The organism is Pedococcus sp., from assembly GCF_036554925.1.
In the GTDB taxonomy this organism is placed as follows: Bacteria; Actinomycetota; Actinomycetes; order Actinomycetales; family Dermatophilaceae; genus Pedococcus_A.
Window position 1 is genome coordinate 26566 of record NZ_DATBMI010000189.1, and the last position, 18727, is coordinate 45292.

General features: G+C 73.7%; 17 protein-coding genes. 11 read left to right on the forward strand and 6 right to left on the reverse strand.

All coding sequences use genetic code 11. The features are described from left to right. Positions 1 to 10: 10 nt before the first annotated feature. On the reverse strand, positions 11 to 475 hold the full coding sequence (locus VIB11_RS14720) for a hypothetical protein (protein ID WP_332032064.1): 465 nt from the start codon (positions 473 to 475) through the stop codon (positions 11 to 13). A gap of 215 nt (positions 476 to 690) precedes the next feature. On the opposite strand from VIB11_RS14720, the gene VIB11_RS14725 reads away from it, so the two are divergent. Continuing rightward, on the forward strand, positions 691 to 4536 hold the full coding sequence (locus tag VIB11_RS14725) for a Pls/PosA family non-ribosomal peptide synthetase (RefSeq protein WP_332032148.1): 3846 nt from the start codon (positions 691 to 693) through the stop codon (positions 4534 to 4536). Next, positions 4533 to 5843 carry a M1 family metallopeptidase gene (locus tag VIB11_RS14730; protein WP_332032066.1) on the forward strand — a complete coding sequence of 437 codons (1311 nt, stop codon included), beginning with the start codon at positions 4533 to 4535 and terminating at the stop codon, positions 5841 to 5843. The genes VIB11_RS14725 and VIB11_RS14730 overlap by 4 nt, the downstream gene beginning before the upstream one ends. A gap of 22 nt (positions 5844 to 5865) precedes the next feature. On the opposite strand, the gene VIB11_RS14735 is transcribed toward VIB11_RS14730, so the two are convergent. After that, positions 5866 to 6099 (reverse strand): three-helix bundle dimerization domain-containing protein, encoded by a 234-nt coding sequence (locus tag VIB11_RS14735; protein ID WP_332032067.1) that lies wholly within the window; start codon positions 6097 to 6099, stop codon positions 5866 to 5868. Between the two features lie 248 nt (positions 6100 to 6347). On the opposite strand from VIB11_RS14735, the gene VIB11_RS14740 reads away from it, so the two are divergent. From VIB11_RS14740 to VIB11_RS14770, 7 genes are all read left to right on the forward strand, one after another. Beyond that, positions 6348 to 7649 (forward strand): lactate racemase domain-containing protein, encoded by a 1302-nt coding sequence (locus VIB11_RS14740; RefSeq protein WP_332032069.1) that lies wholly within the window; start codon positions 6348 to 6350, stop codon positions 7647 to 7649. 207 nt (positions 7650 to 7856) lie between these two features. After that, positions 7857 to 8708: an ATP-dependent sacrificial sulfur transferase LarE gene (larE, locus tag VIB11_RS14745; RefSeq protein ID WP_332032071.1), complete on the forward strand. Its 852-nt coding sequence runs from the start codon at positions 7857 to 7859 to the stop codon at positions 8706 to 8708. Beyond that, a complete protein-coding gene (gene larB, locus VIB11_RS14750; protein WP_332032072.1) occupies positions 8701 to 9384 on the forward strand; it encodes a nickel pincer cofactor biosynthesis protein LarB in 684 nt (227 codons plus the stop codon). The genes larE and larB overlap by 8 nt, the downstream gene beginning before the upstream one ends. Positions 9385 to 9551: 167 nt before the next feature. Continuing rightward, positions 9552 to 10943 (forward strand): magnesium chelatase, encoded by a 1392-nt coding sequence (locus VIB11_RS14755; RefSeq protein ID WP_332032074.1) that lies wholly within the window; start codon positions 9552 to 9554, stop codon positions 10941 to 10943. A gap of 2 nt (positions 10944 to 10945) precedes the next feature. Beyond that, on the forward strand, positions 10946 to 12970 hold the full coding sequence (locus VIB11_RS14760) for a hypothetical protein (protein WP_332032076.1): 2025 nt from the start codon (positions 10946 to 10948) through the stop codon (positions 12968 to 12970). 104 nt (positions 12971 to 13074) lie between these two features. Then, positions 13075 to 13479 (forward strand): cupin domain-containing protein, encoded by a 405-nt coding sequence (locus VIB11_RS14765; RefSeq protein WP_332032078.1) that lies wholly within the window; start codon positions 13075 to 13077, stop codon positions 13477 to 13479. Between the two features lie 85 nt (positions 13480 to 13564). Beyond that, entirely contained in the window at positions 13565 to 14026 is a 462-nt protein-coding gene (locus tag VIB11_RS14770) for a DUF1622 domain-containing protein (RefSeq protein WP_332032080.1), read from the forward strand. 45 nt (positions 14027 to 14071) lie between these two features. Here VIB11_RS14770 and larC read toward each other — a convergent pair whose 3' ends face one another. From larC to VIB11_RS14790, 4 genes are all read right to left on the reverse strand, one after another. Further along, positions 14072 to 15295, reverse strand: coding sequence for a nickel pincer cofactor biosynthesis protein LarC (gene larC, locus VIB11_RS14775; RefSeq protein ID WP_332032082.1), 1224 nt, complete (start codon positions 15293 to 15295; stop codon positions 14072 to 14074). 108 nt (positions 15296 to 15403) lie between these two features. Then, positions 15404 to 15586 carry a hypothetical protein gene (locus VIB11_RS14780; RefSeq protein WP_332032084.1) on the reverse strand — a complete coding sequence of 61 codons (183 nt, stop codon included), beginning with the start codon at positions 15584 to 15586 and terminating at the stop codon, positions 15404 to 15406. Then, entirely contained in the window at positions 15583 to 16104 is a 522-nt protein-coding gene (locus VIB11_RS14785) for a hypothetical protein (RefSeq protein ID WP_332032086.1), read from the reverse strand. The genes VIB11_RS14780 and VIB11_RS14785 overlap by 4 nt, the downstream gene beginning before the upstream one ends. Beyond that, positions 16098 to 16433, reverse strand: coding sequence for a hypothetical protein (locus tag VIB11_RS14790; protein ID WP_332032087.1), 336 nt, complete (start codon positions 16431 to 16433; stop codon positions 16098 to 16100). The genes VIB11_RS14785 and VIB11_RS14790 overlap by 7 nt, the downstream gene beginning before the upstream one ends. Before the next feature lie 193 nt (positions 16434 to 16626). Between VIB11_RS14790 and VIB11_RS14795 the strand changes: the two genes are divergently transcribed. After that, positions 16627 to 17343, forward strand: coding sequence for a response regulator transcription factor (locus tag VIB11_RS14795; protein ID WP_332032089.1), 717 nt, complete (start codon positions 16627 to 16629; stop codon positions 17341 to 17343). Positions 17344 to 17372: 29 nt separating this feature from the next. After that, positions 17373 to 18722, forward strand: a complete 1350-nt coding sequence (locus VIB11_RS14800; RefSeq protein WP_332032091.1) for a HAMP domain-containing sensor histidine kinase — start codon at positions 17373 to 17375, stop codon at positions 18720 to 18722. Positions 18723 to 18727: the final 5 nt, after the last annotated feature.

Genomic DNA, 18727 nt, shown 5'->3' on the forward strand with positions numbered 1-18727 from the left:
CAGCCGGCCCTCACGTCGCACCAGCGCGGTGCTGCGGGGCGGGGACGCCGTCTTCCAGGACCGACCGGACGGAGGCGACGACCTGCTCGACGTACCGTGGCATCGCCTCGGCCGCGTGCTGGCGAACCGCCGCCACCTGGCGCTCCGCGTCGGCGGTCGTGGAGCCGAGCCGTGCCCTCCCGAGCCCGACGACCCTCGCCGCTGCATCGGCGCGCTCCGCTGCCTCGAGGGAGTGGGCCGTGGCGAGGACGACACGAGCGGCGTCGGCCTCGCGTGCCCGGATCGCGTCAGCCTCCCGGTGCGCCCACCGCACGATCTCGGCGCAGTCGTGCTGGGTCTGGCTCAGGCTGCCGAAGACCGGTTCGAGCTCGACCGCCTGTTCGAGGGCACGGTCTGCGGGCACGCCTGCTGCGGTCGCGGCGCCGGGCGCCCCGGACGGACGGAAGCGGTACAGCAGGTCACGTACCCGAGGCATGGACACCCCTTGTCATCGAGCGGCCGACCTGCGTGCTCCGTGGGCGACGCCGGTGCCCGGCCCACCTGTCACGACTGTAGGCGGCGGAGCAGGGGACGTCTGGGGGCTTTGGTCCCCCGCCCGCAGGGACACCACCCGCCGTTCCCCTCGCGGCGGGATACTGCGGAGGTGAGCAGAGCTGCCCTCCGAGCCCGTGGACGGGGCGCGCGGTGACGATGCTGCGCGGCGACCGCGCGGCACCCCCGAGGACGCTGGTCGAGATCTTCCGTCAGACGGCGCGCGACTGCGGCGAGCACCCGGCCCTGGACAACGGCGTGGACGTGCTGACGTACGCCGAGCTGGCCGAGGCCGCGGACGACGTGGCCGCCGAGCTGAACGCGCTCGGGATAGGCATCGGCGCCAGGGTCGGGGTCCGCATCCGCTCGGGGACCACCGAGCTCTACACCGCCATCCTGGGGATCCTCTTCGCCGGCGCCGCCTACGTGCCCGTCGACGCCGACGACCCGGACGAGCGTGCCCGCACGGTCTTCGGGGAGGCGCAGGTCGCGGCGGTCATCGGCGACGACCTCGAGATCACGGGCGTCCGGGGCCGCACGTCGGCGCTCGCGGCGGCGGAGCCCGAACCCCACCACGACGCGTGGATCATCTTCACCTCGGGCTCCACGGGCCTGCCGAAGGGCGTGGCGGTGTCCCACCGTTCCGCGGCGGGGTTCGTGGACGCGGAGTCGCGCCTCTTCCTGCAGGACCGCCCCATCGGGGTGAACGACCGGGTCATGGCGGGGCTGTCGGTCGCCTTCGACGCGTCGTGCGAGGAGATGTGGCTGGCGTGGCGCCACGGTGCCTGCCTGGTGCCCGCTCCCCGCTCGCTGGTGCGCAGCGGAATGGACCTCGGTCCCTGGCTCGTCGCCAACGAGATCACCATCGTCTCCACCGTGCCGACCCTGGTCGCGCTCTGGCCGCAGGACGCGCTGGCCGAGGTCCGCCTGCTCATCCTGGGCGGCGAGGCCTGCCCCCCGGAGCTCGGGGAGCGGCTCGCGTCGCCCGAGCGGGAGGTCTGGAACACCTACGGGCCCACCGAGGCGACGGTGGTGGCGTGCGCCGCCCGGCTCGACGGCGTGCCACCTGTCCGCATCGGCCTGCCCCTGGACGGGTGGGACCTCGCGGTGGTGGACACGGAGGGCGGACACGTCGCGCCAGGGGAGACCGGCGAGCTGGTGATCGGCGGCATCGGGCTGGCGCGGTACCTCGACCCCGACAAGGACGCCGAGAAGTACGCGCCCATGGAGTCCCTGGGCTGGGAGCGCGCCTACCGCAGTGGCGACCTGGTCCGCTACGACGAGGCCGGGCTGGTCTTCGTGGGACGGGCCGACGACCAGGTGAAGGTGGGCGGCCGCCGGATCGAGCTCGGTGAGATCGACAGTGCGCTGCTCTCCCTTCCCGGTGTCGTGGGGGCGGCGGCCGCCGTTCGCAGGACCGGCTCGGGCAACACCGTCCTGGTCGGCTACCTCGCCCTCGAGGACGGCTTCGACGTCGACGCCTCGCTCGAGGTGCTGCGCGCCCGGCTCCCCACCCCGCTGGTGCCACGGCTCGCCGAGGTCGAGGTCCTCCCGACGCGCACCTCGGGGAAGATCGACCGCGACGCGCTGCCCTGGCCGGTGCCCACCCTGGGGGCGACCCGGGCGGAGCCGCTGGTGCTCAGCGGCACTGCGGCCTGGCTCCAGGAGCTGTGGCTGGAGATCCTCGGGGCGGTCGTGACCGACCTGTCCGACGACTTCTTCGACGTGGGTGGAGGCAGCCTGACGGCGGCCCACCTGGTCTCCAGGCTGCGCTCGCAGTTCCCCGAGGCCACCGTGGCCGACATCTACGAGCGGCCCACGCTGGGCGCCATGGCCTCCGCGCTCGACGAGATGGCAAAGCCTGCCGCCACGACCAACCGCAGCGTGCGCCCGGTGCCGCTCCGGACCCAGCTCGGGCAGGTCGCGTTCACGGTCCCGCTGCGCACCCTGACCGGGCTGCGCTGGGTCACCTGGGTGGCGGCCGGCAACAACGTCGCAGCGGCCTGGCTGGGGGTGGCCTGGGTGCCGACAGCCCCCTGGTGGGCGGTCGCGGCCGGGTGGCTGGCGCTGGTCACCCCGGTGGGCCGGATGCTGGTCACGGTCCTGGGCGCCCGGGTGCTGCTGCGCGGCGTCGAGCCGGGGGAGCATCCCCGCGGAGGGCAGGTGCACCTGCGTCTCTGGGCCGCCGAGCGCCTGGCCGACGAGATGGGTGCGGCCAACATCGCAGGCGCCCCGTGGATGCGCCTCTATGCCCGCGCGCTCGGGGCCAGGGTCGGCAAGCACGTCGACCTGCACGCCGTGCCGCCGGTGACGGGAATGCTCAGCCTCGGCGACGAGTGCTCCATCGAGCCGGAGGTCGACCTCAGCGGCCACTGGCTGGACGGTGACATCCTGCACCTCGGACACATGGCGGTCGGCACGCGGGCGCGCGTCGGCGCACGGAGCATGCTCTGCCCGGGCGCCTCGATCGGGGCGCGGGCGGAGGTGGCGCCCGGCAGTGCGGTGTTCGGGGAGGTGCCCGAGAGGGAGTCGTGGGCGGGCTCCCCGGCGCGCGGCACCGGCCGGGCCCGGGGCCCGTGGGACGACGCCCGTCCGCTCAACCGCCCGAGGTGGCTGTGGGCGTATGCCGCGATGGCCGTCGTCATCGCGACCCTGCCCGTGCTCGCGGTGGTCGCCGGCCTGGCGGCGGTCTGGCCCTGGCTCGGTGCCACCGGGTCGCTGGGGGAGGGCGCGCGTGCCGCGCTGGTGTGGCTGCCGGTCGCGGTGGTGGTCGGCCTGGCCGTGCTGGCACTGCTCGTCTGGGCGCTGGTCCGGCTCCTCGAGCTGGGCCTCACCAGCGGCCACCACCCCATCCACGGACGGCAGGCCTGGCAGGCGTGGTCGATCATCAGGGTGCTCGACGAGGCCCGCACCTGGCTGTTCCCGCTGTACTCGAGCGCCCTCACCCCGGCGTGGCTGCGGGCGCTCGGCGCCCGGATCGGGGCCGACGTCGAGGCCTCCACCGTGCTTCTCATCCCGAAGCTCACGTGGGTCAACGACGGCGCCTTCCTCGCCGATGACACGCTGCTCGGCGGCTACGAGCTGGGCGGCGGATGGCTGCGCGTCGAGCACGTCAAGGTCGGCAAGCACGCCTTCGTCGGGAACTCCGGGATGACCGCGCCCGGCCGCCGCGTGCCCAAGCGAGGCCTGGTCGCGGTGCTCTCCGCCGCTCCCCGCCGGACCAAGGCCAAGGCTGGCACGTCGTGGCTCGGGAGCCCGCCCACGGAGCTGCGACGGCCCGTCGAGGAGGGCGACACGAGCCGCACCTACCACCCGGCGACGCGGCTCAGGGTGGCCCGCGCCCTCGTGGAGCTGTGCCGGCTGCTCGCGGTCTTCGCCCACGTTGCGCTCTTCCTCGGTGTGGTCCTCGCCATCGAGCTGCTCGCGCAGACGGGCTGGTGGCTGCCTGCCGGGCTGACCGGGCTGGTGCTCCTGGCCGCGGGTGCCGTCGCCGCGGCGGTGGCCGCCGTGGCCAAGTGGGTGCTCGTGGGGCGCGTCAGGGTTCGCGACTTCCCGCTGTGGAGCTCCTTCGTCTGGCGCACCGAGCTGGCCGACTCCTTCATCGAGGTCGTCGCCGCACCATGGTTCGCCCGCGGAGCGACAGGGACCCCGGTGCTCAACGTGTGGCTGCGGGCCCTGGGGGCGCGGATCGGCACGGGCGTCTGGTGTGAGACCTACTGGCTGCCGGAGCCCGACCTGGTGGACCTGCAGGACGGCTCGACCGTCAACCACGGCTGCGTGGTGCAGACCCACCTGTTCCACGACCGAAGGCTCCAGCTCGGCACCGTGACCCTGCGCTCGGGAGCGACGCTCGGACCCAACGGCGTCATTCTGCCGGCCACCGTCCTCGGAAGGCACGCTACCGTCGGACCCGTGTCACTGGTGATGAGAGGCGAGACCGTTCCGGACAAGACGCGCTGGATCGGCAACCCCATCGGTCCGTGGGCCGAGGACGACGACGAGTGACGCCCACCGCGACCGCCGTCGACGACTACCTCCCGGGGCACGGCGACTGCACCTACGACGTCCGCCACTACGACCTTGCCCTCGAGTACAAGGTCGTCGGAAACCACCTGTCGGCGCGGGCCACTCTCACCGCCGTCGCCGTGGAGGAGGTCGACTGGTTCGGCCTCGACCTCCATGCGCTGCACGTGGCCAAGGTCGTCGTGGACGGCGCCCGCGCCAGGTACACGCACCGCGCCGGCAAGCTCGTCGTGCATCCCCGCGAGTCGCTGGCGCGTGGTCAGGAGTTCACGGTCACCGTCACCTACCAGGGGCACCCGACCACCGTCCCGGGCATCGACGGCGAGGCGGGGTGGGAGGAGCTGCACGACGGCGTCATCGTGGCGGCGCAGCCGCATGGAGCCCCGTCGTGGTTCCCGTGCAACGACAGGCCGTCGAACAAGGCGAGCTACCGGATCTCGGTGGCGGCAGCCACGGCATACCACGTCGTTGCCAACGGCAGGCTGGTCGACCAGCACCGGGGCGCCAGCCGGACCACGTGGGTCTACGACCAGCCGGAGCCGATGGCCACGTACCTCGCCACGGTGCAGATCGGCCGCTACGGCAGCCGCCTGCTCGCCACCGAGCCGGTGCCCATCCACGCGCTGAGGTCCGCGGCGCTGGCCCGTCGGGCCGACACCGCGCTCACGCGCCAGCCCGACATGATGGCGGTGTTCACACGGCGCTTCGGGCCGTACCCCTTCGCCGGGTACACCGTCGTCGTCACCGACGACGCGCTCGAGATCCCCCTGGAGGCGCAGGGCCTGGCCACCTTCGGCGCCAACTACGCCACGACGGACTGGGACTCGGAGCGCCTGCTCGCGCACGAGCTGGCGCACCAGTGGTTCGGGAACAGCCTGACGGTCCGGTCCTGGCGCGACATCTGGCTGCACGAGGGTTTTGCCTGCTACGCCGAGTGGCTCTGGTCCGAGGAGTCCGGCGGACGCCCCGCAGACGCGCACGCCCAGCAGCACTGGCGGCGCCTGGCCCGGCTGCCGCAGGAGCTCATCCTCGCCGACCCGGGCCCAGACCTGATGTTCGACGACCGGGTCTACAAGCGGGGCGCACTCGTGCTCCACGCCCTGCGGCTCACCCTGGGGGACGAGACCTTCTTCGAGATGCTGCGCGCCTGGGTGGGCGCCAACGCCTACGGCACGGTGACCACGGGCATGTTCGTGGCACACGTCCAGCAGCACGCCGGCCGCCCGGTGGGTGGCCTGCTCGACCCCTGGCTGTTCGCCGGCCCGCTGCCTGCGCTGCCGGGGTCGTGACGGCGGCCGCGCGGCGCACGGGCTACCCGGCGACGACCTCTTCCTGGGCCTCCTCTCCCCGGCGGCCCATCGCCGTCAGCTGGGCGCGGGCCTCTCTCTCGACCAGCAGCGGCACGTAGTCGCGAACCGGCCCGTCGAAGCGGGCGTGAACCTGCTCGACCGTGGCCCGCACCTGTGCGGCGGGCAGATGGGGGAAACGCGTCCCCAGCCTCTGGCAGACCTCCTCGAGGGCCTGGCGCTCATCCAGCTTCGACATGGGAGCACTGTCCCCCACGGGGGCAGTGCTGACACCCCCCCAGGGGGACTAGTCCGTGCCCCTGCTCAGGCTGGCCCGCCCGCGGCCACGGTCGTGACCGGCGCCGGCGTGAAGAGGCCGGCGACGGCCTCGTACGACGACAGCAGCGGCGGGAGCGTCCGCACCCGACGCCAGCGGCGCCCCCTCACCCTCGCCACCTGTTGCGGACCGAGTTGCCGGCCTGCGGGGCGAGCAGGCATGGTGCCGCCATGACCCCCACCAGAGCCCAGGACCTCGCCGAGACGGCCGAGCTCGCCGCCCGAGCCCGCAGGGTCGGTGGGGCGGGCACCTCGCTCAGCGAGGACGAGGTGACAGCGTTCGTCGCCGAGTCCCTGGCAGGGGTGGACCTCGACGGTCGCAGTGTGTGCCTGGTAGTGCCCGATGGGACGCGCAGCTGTCCCCTCCCTCTGCTGCTCAAGGCGATTCACGCAGCCCTGGCGGGGCGGGCGACCCGGACCACTGTCCTCATCGCCCTCGGCACGCATGCCGCCATGGACGACGCTGCCCTTGCCCGGCACCTGGGCCACCCCGAGGGCGGCCTCGACACGGCATACCCGGGGGTGACCGTGATGAACCACGAGTGGTGGGACCCCCAGACCTTCGTGTCCGTGGGCACGATCCCGTCCGAGAGGATCAGTGAGCTCTCGGAGGGCCGGCTCGACCAGGCGGTGGACGTCCGGCTGAACCGCCACGTCGTGGAGCACGACGTGGCACTCGTGGTGGGCCCGGTCTTCCCCCACGAGGTGGTCGGGTTCTCGGGCGGCAACAAGTACTTCTTCCCCGGCGTCGCCGGGCAGGAGGTCATCGACCTCTCCCACTGGCTGGGCGCCCTCATCACCAGCGCCGACATCATCGGCACCCGCGGCATCACGCCGGTGCGGGCCCTGATCAACGAGGCCGCCTCGCTCATCCCATCGGAGCGTCTGGCCCTCTGCCTCGTGGTGAAGTCGGGCAGCAGCGTCCTGCATGCGATCTCGTTCGGCGATCCCGAGTCGGCGTGGGCTGCCGCGGCGGAGGTGTCCGCGCAGACCCATGTGCGCTACCTCGACGCGCCGGTACGCCGGGTGCTGTCCATCATGCCGGAGAAGTACGAGGACATCTGGACCGCGGCCAAGGGGTTCTACAAGCTCGAGCCCGTGGTGGCCGACGGCGGCGAGGTGATCCTCTACGCGCCGCACGTCACCGAGATCGCCGCGATGCACCCCGAGATCAACGAGATCGGCTACCACTGCCGCGACTACTTCGTGAAGCAGTGGGACCGGTTCAAGCACGTGCACTGGGGCGTCCTCGCCCACTCCACGCACCTGCGTGGGGCCGGCACCTATGACGAGGTGGGCGGAGAGAGGCTCCGGCTGACGGTGACCCTGGCCACGGGCATCCCCGAGGACGTCGTGCGCGCAGCCAACCTCGACTACCTCGACCCACGCGAGGTGGATGTCGCGGCCTTCGAGGCCGACCCGGACACCCTCGTCGTCCCCCAGGCGGGGGAGGTCCTCTTCCGGCTCCGATGAACAGGCGATCCCCCGCACCACTAGCCGGGTCAGCAGGACCCAGCGGCGCAGAGATGGGGGATGGGCACGAGCGTTGTGCGTGCCACGTGGCCGCCGGTGTGCTCCCACGGGCTGGGGCGAGGTCGACCGGGAGGGCGTGTTCCACACACAATGGTCGCTCGACAGGTCCGAGAACCAGATGACGGCCCCCAGGTGAGGTGAGCAGTGATGTCGCACGACGCGACGTTCGGCGCGGACGGCCCCCGTGTGGCAGCGTTGACAGCCGGGCTGGCCGGCATCGACCGCCTCGGCGTCGCCTACTCGGGGGGTGTGGACTCAGCCACGCTGCTGGCGCTGGCCGTGCGGGCGCTGGGCAGCGGGCGGGTGCTCGCCATCCTGGGCGTCTCGCCGAGCCTCGCGTCGTCGGAACGCGAGAAGGCCCATGAGGTCGCGGGGGTCATCGGTGTCCCGGTGGTCGAGGTCCGCACGCTGGAGGGGGACAGCCCCGCCTACCGCGCCAACGGCCCGGACCGCTGTTTCCACTGCAAGGACGAGCTGTTCAGCCGCATCGACGACGAGGTCGTGACGGCACACGGCCTCGACGCGGTGGCGTACGGCGAGAACGCCGATGATGCTCGACGGCCCGACCGGCCGGGGTCCCGGGCGGCGCAGGATCACCGGGTGCTGCGGCCGCTGGCCGACGCGGGCCTGGACAAGGAGGCGGTGCGCCGGATCGCCCGAGTGCTCGGGCTGCCCTGCGCGGACAAGCCGGCGGCCCCCTGCCTGGCCTCGCGCATCCCGCACTTCGAGGAGGTCTCGCCGGAGAAGCTCGCCCAGGTCGAGGCGGCCGAGGCGGCACTGCACAGCCTCGGGTTCCACGAGTGCCGGGTGCGCCACCACGGCGAGGTCGCGCGCGTCGAGCTGCTCGCCGACGACCTCGAGCGGGCGGTCGGCCCGCACCTTCGCGAGGCGGTCCACGCCGGAGTGCGCAGCGCCGGGTTCCGTTTCGTGGCCGTGGATCTGGCGGGGATCCAGTCCGGCGCGTTCACGCTCCCACTGGTGTCGGTCTCCCATGGCTGACGCAGCCTGGGAGCCGGGGGAGGCGCTGCGCGGGTTGGCGGAGCTCGACGACGACCGTGCCGCGCGTCGTGGATACCCCGAGGCCGTCTACTGCGAGGGCAAGACGCCGGAGCAGGTGGCGGCCATCGCCGCGGAGGTGGCCAGACTCGGCCTGCGCACCCTGTTCACCCGGGCGGCACCCGCACACGCGAAGGCGGTGCTCGCGTCGCTTCCGGACGCGCACTACGCGGAAGGCGCGAGGCTACTCGCGTGGCCGCCGGAACCGCCCGCGGCCGAGGGCGGCAGGGTGCTCGTCGTGACGGCCGGCACCTCCGACCTCCCGGTCGCCGAGGAGGCGCTGCTGACCGCACGTCACCTCGGGCGTGAGGGCGACCTCGTCGCCGACGTGGGGGTCGCCGGGCTGCACCGCATCCTCGGCCGGCTGGCGCAGCTGCGCGCGGCCCGCGTGATCGTGGTGGTCGCGGGCATGGACGGGGCGCTGCCGAGCGTGGTCGCCGGGCTGGTCTCCGCTCCCGTGGTCGCCGTGCCGACCTCGGTCGGGTACGGCGCGGCCTTCGAGGGGCTCGCCCCGCTGCTCACCATGCTGAACAGCTGCGCGCCCGGCGTGGCCGTCGTCAACATCGACAACGGGTACGGCGCCGGGCACATGGCCGCCCAGATCGCCGCGCCCGTCTAGCGTCTCGCCGCCCCGGTCACCGCTGCACGTCCGGCCCGGTGGGAGCGGCGGCGGCCGTCCGCTCCCGCACGCGGGCCACGCTCGCCTCCGCCCACGCGCGCCCGCCAGGGCTGACGGCCCGGTCCATTGCTGTGCCACCGGCCGGTGCCGGACGTAGCGTGGGACGGGTGAGCCAGACACCGCGTCCCACGACCCTCGGCGAGCTCCGCTCCAACGGTCACCAGCACCGCACCGTCAAGCAGGAGCTCCGCGACAACCTCCTGTCCCGGCTGCGCGCGGGTCAGCCGGCCTTCCCGGGGATCGTGGGCTTTGACGACACCGTGCTGCCCGAGCTCGAGAGCGCACTCCTGGCGGGCCACGACCTCGTGCTCCTGGGCGAGCGCGGGCAGGGCAAGACCCGGCTCATGCGGACCATCGCGGGGCTGCTCGACGACTGGAGCCCGGTCGTGCACGGCTGCGAGATCAACGACGACCCGATCGCTCCGGTCTGCACACGGTGCCGACGACTGCTGGCCGAGCGCGGCGACGAGCTGCAGGTCGCGTGGCGCCACCGGTCGGAGCGGTACGCCGAGAAGCTCGCCACGCCGGACACCAGCGTCGGTGACCTCGTGGGTGACGTCGACCCTGTCAAGGTGGCCCAGGGGCGAACCCTGGGCGATCCCGAGACCGTCCACTACGGACTCGTCCCGCGCACGAACCGCGGCGTCTTCGGCCTCAACGAGCTGCCCGACCTCGCCGAGCGGATCCAGGTCGCGCTCTTCAACGTCCTCGAGGAGCGCGACATCCAGATCCGGGGGTACTCCCTGCGCCTGCCCCTCGACCTCCTCCTGGTCGCCAGCGCCAACCCCGAGGACTACACCAACCGAGGGCGGATCATCACCCCGCTGAAGGACCGGTTCGGTGCCGAGATCCGCACCCACTACCCGCTCGAGGTCGCCGACGAGACACGTCTGCTGACCCAGGAGGCCGGGCTGGTTGCCACCGTGCCCGAGCACCTCGTGGAGGTCGTGGCGCGGCTGGCCCGCGCCCTGCGCGAGTCGCCGTCGGTCGACCAGCGGTCCGGGATCTCGGCACGGTTCGGCATCGCCGCGCTCGAGGGGGTGGCCGCGACCGCACTGCGTCGCTCCGCCCGTGCCGGCGAGCCCGAGCCCGTGGCCCGGGCGGGGGACCTGCCCGCGGTCGTGCCGACCCTGCTCGGCAAGGTCGAGTTCGAGATGGGAGAGGAGGGCCGGGAGCGCGACGTGCTCTCGCACCTGCTGCGCCTGGCCATGGCCGAGACCTTCCGTGAGCGGCTCGCGGGGCTCGACCTGGGCGGCTTCACCGGGCTCTTCGCCGAGGGCGCCGTCGTCGAGACCGGGGAGCTCGTGCCCGCGGTGCGGCTGCTCGAGCAGGTGGGCACCGTCTCGGGCCTGTCCAAGGTGCTCGACCGGCTCGGCCACGGCGACGACGCCTCTCCGGGCGTCGTGGCCTCGGCCGTGGAGTTCACGCTCGAGGGCCTGCACCTCACGCGGCGGCTGCAGAAGGACTCCGTGGCGGGCCGGACCGTCTACGGCGCCTAGCCATGGCCCGCCCGTCGCCCCACGGCCGCTTCCGCTACGGCCCCTGGCGTGGCGGCCCGGACCCGCTCGAGCCGCCCTACGACGTGCGCGCGGCGGTCGACGAGATCGGGCGCGACGTCCTGGCAGGCGCGAGCGCGCGCGACGCCCTGCGGGACCTGCTCCGTCGAGGCCTGGGCGGGCGCGACGGTCTTGACGACCTCGCCGACAGGGTGCGCCGGATGCGCGAGGCCGCCCGGAGGCGAGGCGCCCTCGGCGGGACCCTCGACCAGGTGCGGGCCATGCTCGACCAGGCGCTGGCCGCGGAGCGGGATGCGCTGGCGGCGGAGGACGGCGACGAGGCCCGACTGGCCGAGATGGACCTTGCCACCCTGCCGGACGACGTGGCCGGGGCGCTTCGCGCCCTCGCGCCCCACGCCTGGCACTCGGAGGAGGCGCGCGCGGCATACGAGCGGATCCTGGCGATGCTGCGCAGCGAGGTGCTCGACGCCCAGTTCGCCGGCCTGAGCCAGGCCCTCGCCGGCCAGGCCCCCGAGGCGATGGCGCGGGTCAAGGACATGCTCGCGGACCTCAACGCCCTCCTGGCCGCCCACGCGCGCGCCGAGGACACCACCGACCGGTTCCGCGAGTTCATGGACCGCCACGGCGAGCTCTTCCCCGAGCAGCCCCGCAATGTCGACGAGCTGGTCGACGCCCTGGCCCGACGCCAGGCGGCGGCCGAGCGGCTGCTGGCCTCGCTCAGCCCGGCGCAGCGTGAGCAGCTGGAGCAGCTCATGGCCCAGGCCCTGGCCGACCGGGACCTCGCCGCCCAGATGACCGCGCTCGCTGACAACCTGCGGGCCCTTCGGCCCGGCATGGACCGGCAGGGGCCGGTGCGGATGGCGCCGGGCGGGGGCGGCGAACCTCTCGGGTACACCGCTGCCGTCGAGGCCGTGGCCGAGCTCGCCGACCTCGAGGCCCTCGGGCAGCAGATCGGGCAGGCGTATGCGGGGGCATCCCTCGACGACGTCGACGTCGAGCGGCTCGAGCAGCGCCTCGGCGGCAGCGCCGTCCGCGACCTCGAGGCGCTCCGGGAGCTCGAGCGGGAGCTCGAGCGGCAGGGCTACCTCTCCCGAGGGGAGGACGGGCTCCGCCTCACGCCGCGCGCGGTGCGCCGCCTCGGGGAGAGCGCCTTGCGCAGGGTCTTCGCCCACCTCGAGGCATCCGGACGCGGTGACCACGACGAGCACCGGCCCGGCCAGGCGGACGAGCCGACCGGCCTGACCCGTTCGTGGGAGTTCGGGGACGAGCTGCCGCTCGACGCGCCCCGCACCGTGGGTAACGCCCTGCGCCGCGGCGGGCTCCCGAAAGGCGTCACGGCCGCCGGGGCACCGCCCCGGGCCGGCGGCCCACGAGCGCGCGGCGGTGTGCGGCTGGTGGTCGACGACTTCGAGGTGGTCGAGACCGAGCGGCGCACCACGGCGGCGGTCGCGCTCTGCGTCGACATGTCGTTCTCGATGGTGCAGGAGGGCCGGTGGGCACCCATGAAGCAGACCGCCCTGGCCCTGACCCACCTCGTGCAGACGCGCTACCGGCAGGACGCCCTGCAGATCATCGGCTTCGACCGCACTGCCCGGCGGCTGTCGGCGGTCGAGCTCGCGGAGGTCGAGCCGGAGTGGGTCCAGGGCACGAACCTGCAGCACGCCCTGATGCTGGCGGGCCGGCACCTGCGCCGGCACCCCGATGCCGAGCCGGTCGTGCTCGTCGTCACGGACGGGGAGCCGACAGCCCACCTGGGGGAGGACGGGGACCCGGTGTTCCAGTGGCCCACCACGGAGCAGACCCTGCGTGCCACCATCGCCCAGGTGGACGAGCTGCGCCGCGCCGGTGCAGTGCTCAACATCTTCATGCTGGGGGACGACCCCGGGCTGGCGCGGTTCGTCGACGCGGTGGCCCGGCGCGCCGGTGGGAGGGTCTTCACCCCGAGCCTCGACCGGCTGGGCGAGTACGTCGTCGCGGACTACCTCAGCACGCGGCGCGGGCGGCGCTGACGCGGCCCCGGCGGGCGGGCTCCGGCATCGTTGACCGGACCCGACGCAGGGATGATGCTGGCTGTGTCCCGGCTTTCTCGGTGCCTGTGGATGGGAGGGACGCGATGGGCGACGACGACCAGGTGGTGGACAACGGTCAGCGAGTGTGGCGGGTCACGCCATCGGAGCGGACGGAGGGGCAGCCGACGCCGGGCATGCTGCGTGAGCAGGCGGTGTCGACCGAGGGGATGTGGGCCGGCTACGTGACCACGGGCCCCGGCATGGTGTCGGGCTGGCATCACCACGGCGACCACGAGTCGAGCATCTACGTGATGTCGGGGGCCCTGCACATGGAGTTCGGCCCGGGCGGGGACCGCGCGCTCGACGCCGCCCCGGGCGACTTCGTCTACGTTGCCCCGCACGCCATCCACCGCGAGGGCAACCCCACCGACGTCGAGTCCACCCTCATCGTGGTGCGCGCCGGCAGCGGGGAGGCGGTGTTCAACGTCGACGGGCCAGCGGCCCGGTAGGTCCCGCGCCTACGTCATCGGACGCTTCCGGAGGCGGTGAGAAGGCGGACCATGGGACCTGCGCCGCGTACCCACGGGAGGTGTCATGTCGTTCACCACCCTCATGGAGGACGTCACGCGTGCCTTCGAGGCCTGTGGGGTCCTCGTCCTCGTGGTCGGCCTGCTCTGGTCGCTGGCCCTCGCGGGCAGGGTCTGGCGGGCCACCCGGCACGGGCAGGAGGCCTACCGCGTCCTCCGGTCGTCGTTCGGCGCGGCGCTGCTCCTCGGCCTCGAGATCCTCGTGGCCGCGGACCTGATCAAGACCGTGGCGGTCGCGACCACTCTGGAGAACGTCGTCGTGCTGGGCCTGATCGTGCTCATCCGCACCTTCCTCAGCTTCTCGCTCGAGGTGGAGATCGAGGGGACCCTGCCCTGGCGCCGTGCCCTGGGCGGTGGCGCCGGCCTCCTCGCCCGCACCACAGCCGGTGGCCGGGGGCGGACGCAGGACCACGGCGTGGACCCGCGAGACGCGACCGGGCAGACCGCGGCCGGCGAGGGACGGGGCTGACGCACCCGACCTGGGCGGGCCTCGACGCCGGCTCCGCCGTGACAGCTACCTCGGCAGCGACCCGCCGGGCCCCAGGCCCTTCGCCTGGGCGGCCGCCCCAGCCTCGTCCAGCACCTGGCGCAGGGGAAGGCCGAGTCTCTCGGCCAGGCCGGCGGCGTCCTCGAGCTCGGGTGTGGCATGGCGGATCAGGCCGTTGCCGTCCAGCGAGAGCTTCACCCTCACGGAGCCGTCACGCACCGTCACCGAGCGCCAGTCGCGTTCGAGCGCAAGGCGGTTCACGGCATACTCGCGCACGCCGAAGGTGGTCGTCAGCGTGAGGAGCAGGTCACGCAGGGACGGGGCCAGCGACGGCGCGGACAGCACGGAGACGGTGTGTGCGGGCCGGCCCTTCTTCATCAGGATGGGCGTCAGCCAGGCATCCGCAGCCCCAGCCGCCATGAGCCGGGCCAGGACGTCCGGCCAGACCCGCGGGTCCAGGTCGTCCACGTTGGCCTCGATGACCCAGAGGCGTTCCCCCGTCAGCCGGTCGGCCGGGGTGCCCACCACGACGCGGACGACGTTGGCGCGGCCGGGGGTGTCCCGTGTCCCCGCCCCGACCCCGGTCAGCTGTACCCGGAGCGGGGGCAGCGGCCGGCACTCGCTGGCCAGGCCCCGGACCAGGGCCATGCCGGTGGGGGTGGCGAGCTCGCCGGAGCCACCGGAGACGACGTCCCAGCCGCGGGACAGCTCGAGGACGGCGGGCACGGGCACGGGCATCTCGCCGTGGGCGGAGCGGGTGGTCCCGGAGCCGAGGGCCGGCGGCCCGGCAGTCACGGACGTGATGCCGAGCAGGTCCAGCGCAGCGCAGGACCCCACGACGTCGGCGATGGAGTCCCACGCGCCGACCTCGTGGAAGTGGACCTCCTCGGCAGGGATGCCGTGGGCACGAGCCTCCGCGTCGGCCAGGCAGGCGAAGACAGCCAGGGCGCTGTCGCGCACCCGGTCCGCAAGGCCGGACCGCTCGAGGAGGTGGCGGATGTCGGACCAGCGCCGGTGCGGCTGGTCACCGGCCAGGACCTCGACCTCGACCTTGGTCGCACGCAGACCGGCTCGCCTCACAGTGGAGGACGTCAGTCGCACCGCCCCGGGCAGGGCCGTGTCGATGACCCCTTGGACGTCGTCCAGGGGGGCACCCGCGTCGACCAGGGCCCCCAGGAGCATGTCGCCGGCCACCCCCGCGCCGAGGTCGAGCCACGCGTGCAGGTCGGCGCTCCCGGCGGTCTGCGGCATGGGACCCAACGTAGTGGACCGCGCTGCCGGTCAGCGGCGATCCGTCGTGCGGCGATCCGTCGTGCGCCGATCCGTCGTGCGCCGATCCGTCGTGGGGCGATGCGTCGGCTAGCCCGGCGACGGGGTGAGCCGCTCCAGGCTGCGGGCTGCGAGCTCGCGCAGGTCGGCCAGGCGCGCCGCCGCCATGGCCATGGCCGACTCGTCGCCCGTCGCCTCGGCAGCCCTGAGCTCGGCGATGGCCAGGAAGCGCTCCTCCTCGAGGGCGGCGGCGAAGGCGGTCATGACGCTCATGGTCTCTCCTGTCGTCCGGGTGAGTGGGGGTAGCGGCCGATGATGGCGCCCGAACCCGCGCCGATCTCGCGGAACAGGCTGTGCAGCAGCGTGAAGGGGTCGGCATCCAGCACGATGCTCGGTGGCCCGTGGAGGGTCCGGCCGAGGCTCTCGGGCAGGGCGTCGAAGGCCGCCGCGGAGAGGATCAGCAGGCGCTGGTCGCCGCCGATGTGGACGAGCTCCTGGCCCTCGCCGTGGCCGGGCACCGGCCGGTGGCCGCTCCGGGTCACGAGAACCGCTGGCGGCGCCTGTCGCGACATGACGAGGGCGTCGCCGTCATCGGTGCACGCGACCGCGGTGAAGCAGTCGCGGCCCGAGGCACGACCCCGCGGGAGATCGGCGACCACGATCTCCGTCAGGTGGGGGTGGTGGCTCTCGACCTGCGCCAGGCCGCGCCGGCACTCGATCGCGGTGATCTGCCACCCGCCCACGGCATGGTCGGTGCGGAGGACGTCGCGCTCGGTCAGCTGCATCACCATCGTGGGGTTCCTTCCGCTGGGTCGTCCAGGAGCCCGCACCGTTGCAGCACCTGTCGGTGGGCGGCGGCCCCGACCTCCTCGACCGCGAAGGGGACGGCAGCCGCCGCGCAGGTGCGCCGCGACCAGAGCAGGGCTGCGACGGTGACCGACGACATCCGACTCAGGGCCGACACGTCGACGGCGACGCGGCCCCGGCGGTGGACGAGGCACTCGCCGACGCGCGCCCGGAGCGTGAGGAGGTCCTGGGCGAGGGAGTGGTCGCGCAGGGCCACCAGGCCGTCGCCGTCGTGGTCGGCGGGGTGCGCCCTGCCCGTCGCCTGGATGGTCATGCCGCCCCCTCACCGGTCAGCGTTCCTTGTGGTGCCTGGCGCCCTGCGCCGCCGCTCTCTGCGGCTGCGACCCCCTGCGTGTTGAAGGCTGCCAGCGCTGTGTGACAGGACCTCGCTGGTTTTCTTTGCGGTTTCATGACAACCCCCTCTGCCGGCCCTCGGGTGCGTCGGGGGCCGCTCGGCCGGTGGCAGAATGCCGAGCGTGTCGGTCAGCATCCTGGTTCTGGAGGACGACGACGGGATCCGGTCGTCGCTGGCGCTGGCCATGGGCGGAGAGGGGTACGACCCTGTGCCCCACGGCACCGCGGAGTCCGCACTCGCTGCGGTCCACGAGCGGCCCGTCGACCTCATGCTGGTCGACCTCATGCTCGGTGCCATGGACGGCTTCACCTTCATCCGCGAGGTCCGGCAGGTCAGCGATGCTCCGATCATCGTGGTCAGCGCGCGCACCGACACGCACGACATCGTGGCCGCCCTGGAGGCGGGCGCGGACGACTACGTCACCAAGCCGTTCGAGGTCAAGGAGGTCAGCGCACGGCTGCGTGCCCTGCTGCGGCGCCCGCAGGGGATCACCCGGGACGGCAGCCGCGAGGACCCCGACCGGATCGTCATCGACTCGCGCAGCGGGCTGGTTCTCGACGTGGCTGCAGGCCTGGTCCGGCGCGGGCAGGAACCCCTGCACCTGACCATGACGGAGTTCCGGCTGCTGTGCGAGTTCGCGCGCCCGGCGGGACGCGTGCTCAGCCGTCGCGGCCTGCTCGAGCGGGTCTGGGAGCACGGCTACTTCGGCGACGAGCGCATCGTCGACGTCCACATCCGCCGACTCCGCACCAAGATCGAGCCGGTGCCCAGCCACCCCGAGCTCCTCGTGACCGTGCGCGGGCTCGGCTACCGGCTCGACCCACGGTGAGGCGCCGCGGCCCCCTCGGGCTCCGCACCGTGGCGACCCTCTCCTTCGCAGGGCTGGCGCTGGCGGTCTCGGCGATCCTGGCGTACGGCACCTACCTCACGGCGCGGCACTACCTGATCGGGCAGCGCGAGCAGAGCGCGGCACGCCAGGCCTTCGCCGACGCTTCCGTGGTGCGCGACGGGCTCCTCACCAGTGGGGCGGAGGTCAGCGAGGTGCTCGGGTCCATCTCCCCGGCCGCGGGGTCCGTCGTCCTGCTCCACCGCAACGGCCAGTGGTACTCCTCGTCGCTCAGCGTCGGGGCGGACGCCGTGCCGCCGACCCTGCGGCAGGAGGTCGAGGGTGGGGGCGCAGCCGTCTCCTGGGGCCGGACGGGGGCCGGCCCGGTGGTGGTGGTCGGCCTGCCCCTCCCCGCGATCGACGGGGAGTTCTTCGAGGTGGCGCCGACCTCCGAGCTCGACTCCACCCTGACGACGCTGGGCAGCGTGCTCGCGGTGTTCGCCTTCCTCACCACCGTGGGTGGGGCCCTCATCGGCAGGGCTGCCACGGCCCGGGTCGTCTCGCCGCTCGACGACATCGCCACCGCGGCGGCACGGATCGCCGCCGGCGAGATGGACACGCGCCTGGCGCCGACCGAGGATCCGGACCTCACCGTGATCGTCGGGTCCTTCAACGCCATGGTGGAGGCCCTCGAGGAGCGCGTCGAGCGGGATGCGCGCTTCGCCGCCGACGTGAGCCACGAGCTGCGCTCGCCGGTGACCACGCTGATGACCAGCGTGGAGGTGCTGTCGGCCGCCGAGAGGGAGCTCCCCGAGGCCAGCCGGCAGGCGCTGCGACTGGTCGCGGGGGAGGTCGCCCGGCTGCGCCGGTCCCTGGAGCACCTGCTCGAGCTGGCGCGCCTGGAGGCGGGGGCCTCCAGCCGCGAGGAGTCCGTCGTGGAGATCGGTGACCTGGTGGCCCACACGCTCCTCGACAGCCGCCGCGCGGGCGTCCACGTGGCCCGGAGCGACGCCGGGGTCAGCGTACGGGGGGACAAGATGCAGCTGAGGCGAGCGTTGCTGAACCTCTTCGACAACGCCGACCTCCACGGCGGGGGACTCACGGCCGTGGAGGTGCTCGCGTGGGGCGGGTCCGCGCGCGTGCTGGTCGACGACGGGGGCGAGGGCGTGCCGCCCGAGGAGCGGGAGCGGATCTTCGAGCGGTTCGCGCGGGCGGGCTCGCGCGGGTCGCGGACGGGCACCGGCCTCGGCCTGAGCCTTGTCGCCGAGACGGCGAGGACCCACGGCGGAGCCGCCTGGTGCGAAGCGAGCCCGGGCGGCGGCGCGAGGTTCGTCCTGTCGCTGCCGCTCGCCGGCGCCACGAGACCGGAGGACGGCAGGTGAGGCCC

Excerpts from the sequence above, each read along its gene's own strand:
- larC (WP_332032082.1), bottom strand. The coding sequence starts at position 15,295 with ATGCCGCAGACCGCCGGGAGCGCCGACCTGCACGCGTGGCTCGACCTC.
- larB (WP_332032072.1), top strand. The coding sequence starts at position 8,701 with ATGGCTGACGCAGCCTGGGAGCCGGGGGAGGCGCTGCGCGGGTTGGCG.
- VIB11_RS14780 (WP_332032084.1), bottom strand. The coding sequence starts at position 15,586 with ATGAGCGTCATGACCGCCTTCGCCGCCGCCCTCGAGGAGGAGCGCTTC.
- VIB11_RS14720 (WP_332032064.1), bottom strand. The coding sequence starts at position 475 with ATGCCTCGGGTACGTGACCTGCTGTACCGCTTCCGTCCGTCCGGGGCG.
- VIB11_RS14725 (WP_332032148.1), top strand. The coding sequence starts at position 691 with ATGCTGCGCGGCGACCGCGCGGCACCCCCGAGGACGCTGGTCGAGATC.
- VIB11_RS14770 (WP_332032080.1), top strand. The coding sequence starts at position 13,565 with ATGTCGTTCACCACCCTCATGGAGGACGTCACGCGTGCCTTCGAGGCC.
- larE (WP_332032071.1), top strand. The coding sequence starts at position 7,857 with ATGTCGCACGACGCGACGTTCGGCGCGGACGGCCCCCGTGTGGCAGCG.
- VIB11_RS14790 (WP_332032087.1), bottom strand. The coding sequence starts at position 16,433 with ATGACCATCCAGGCGACGGGCAGGGCGCACCCCGCCGACCACGACGGC.
- VIB11_RS14795 (WP_332032089.1), top strand. The coding sequence starts at position 16,627 with ATGCCGAGCGTGTCGGTCAGCATCCTGGTTCTGGAGGACGACGACGGG.
- VIB11_RS14785 (WP_332032086.1), bottom strand. The coding sequence starts at position 16,104 with ATGGTGATGCAGCTGACCGAGCGCGACGTCCTCCGCACCGACCATGCC.
- VIB11_RS14740 (WP_332032069.1), top strand. The coding sequence starts at position 6,348 with ATGACCCCCACCAGAGCCCAGGACCTCGCCGAGACGGCCGAGCTCGCC.
- VIB11_RS14760 (WP_332032076.1), top strand. The coding sequence starts at position 10,946 with ATGGCCCGCCCGTCGCCCCACGGCCGCTTCCGCTACGGCCCCTGGCGT.
- VIB11_RS14735 (WP_332032067.1), bottom strand. The coding sequence starts at position 6,099 with ATGTCGAAGCTGGATGAGCGCCAGGCCCTCGAGGAGGTCTGCCAGAGG.
- VIB11_RS14765 (WP_332032078.1), top strand. The coding sequence starts at position 13,075 with ATGGGCGACGACGACCAGGTGGTGGACAACGGTCAGCGAGTGTGGCGG.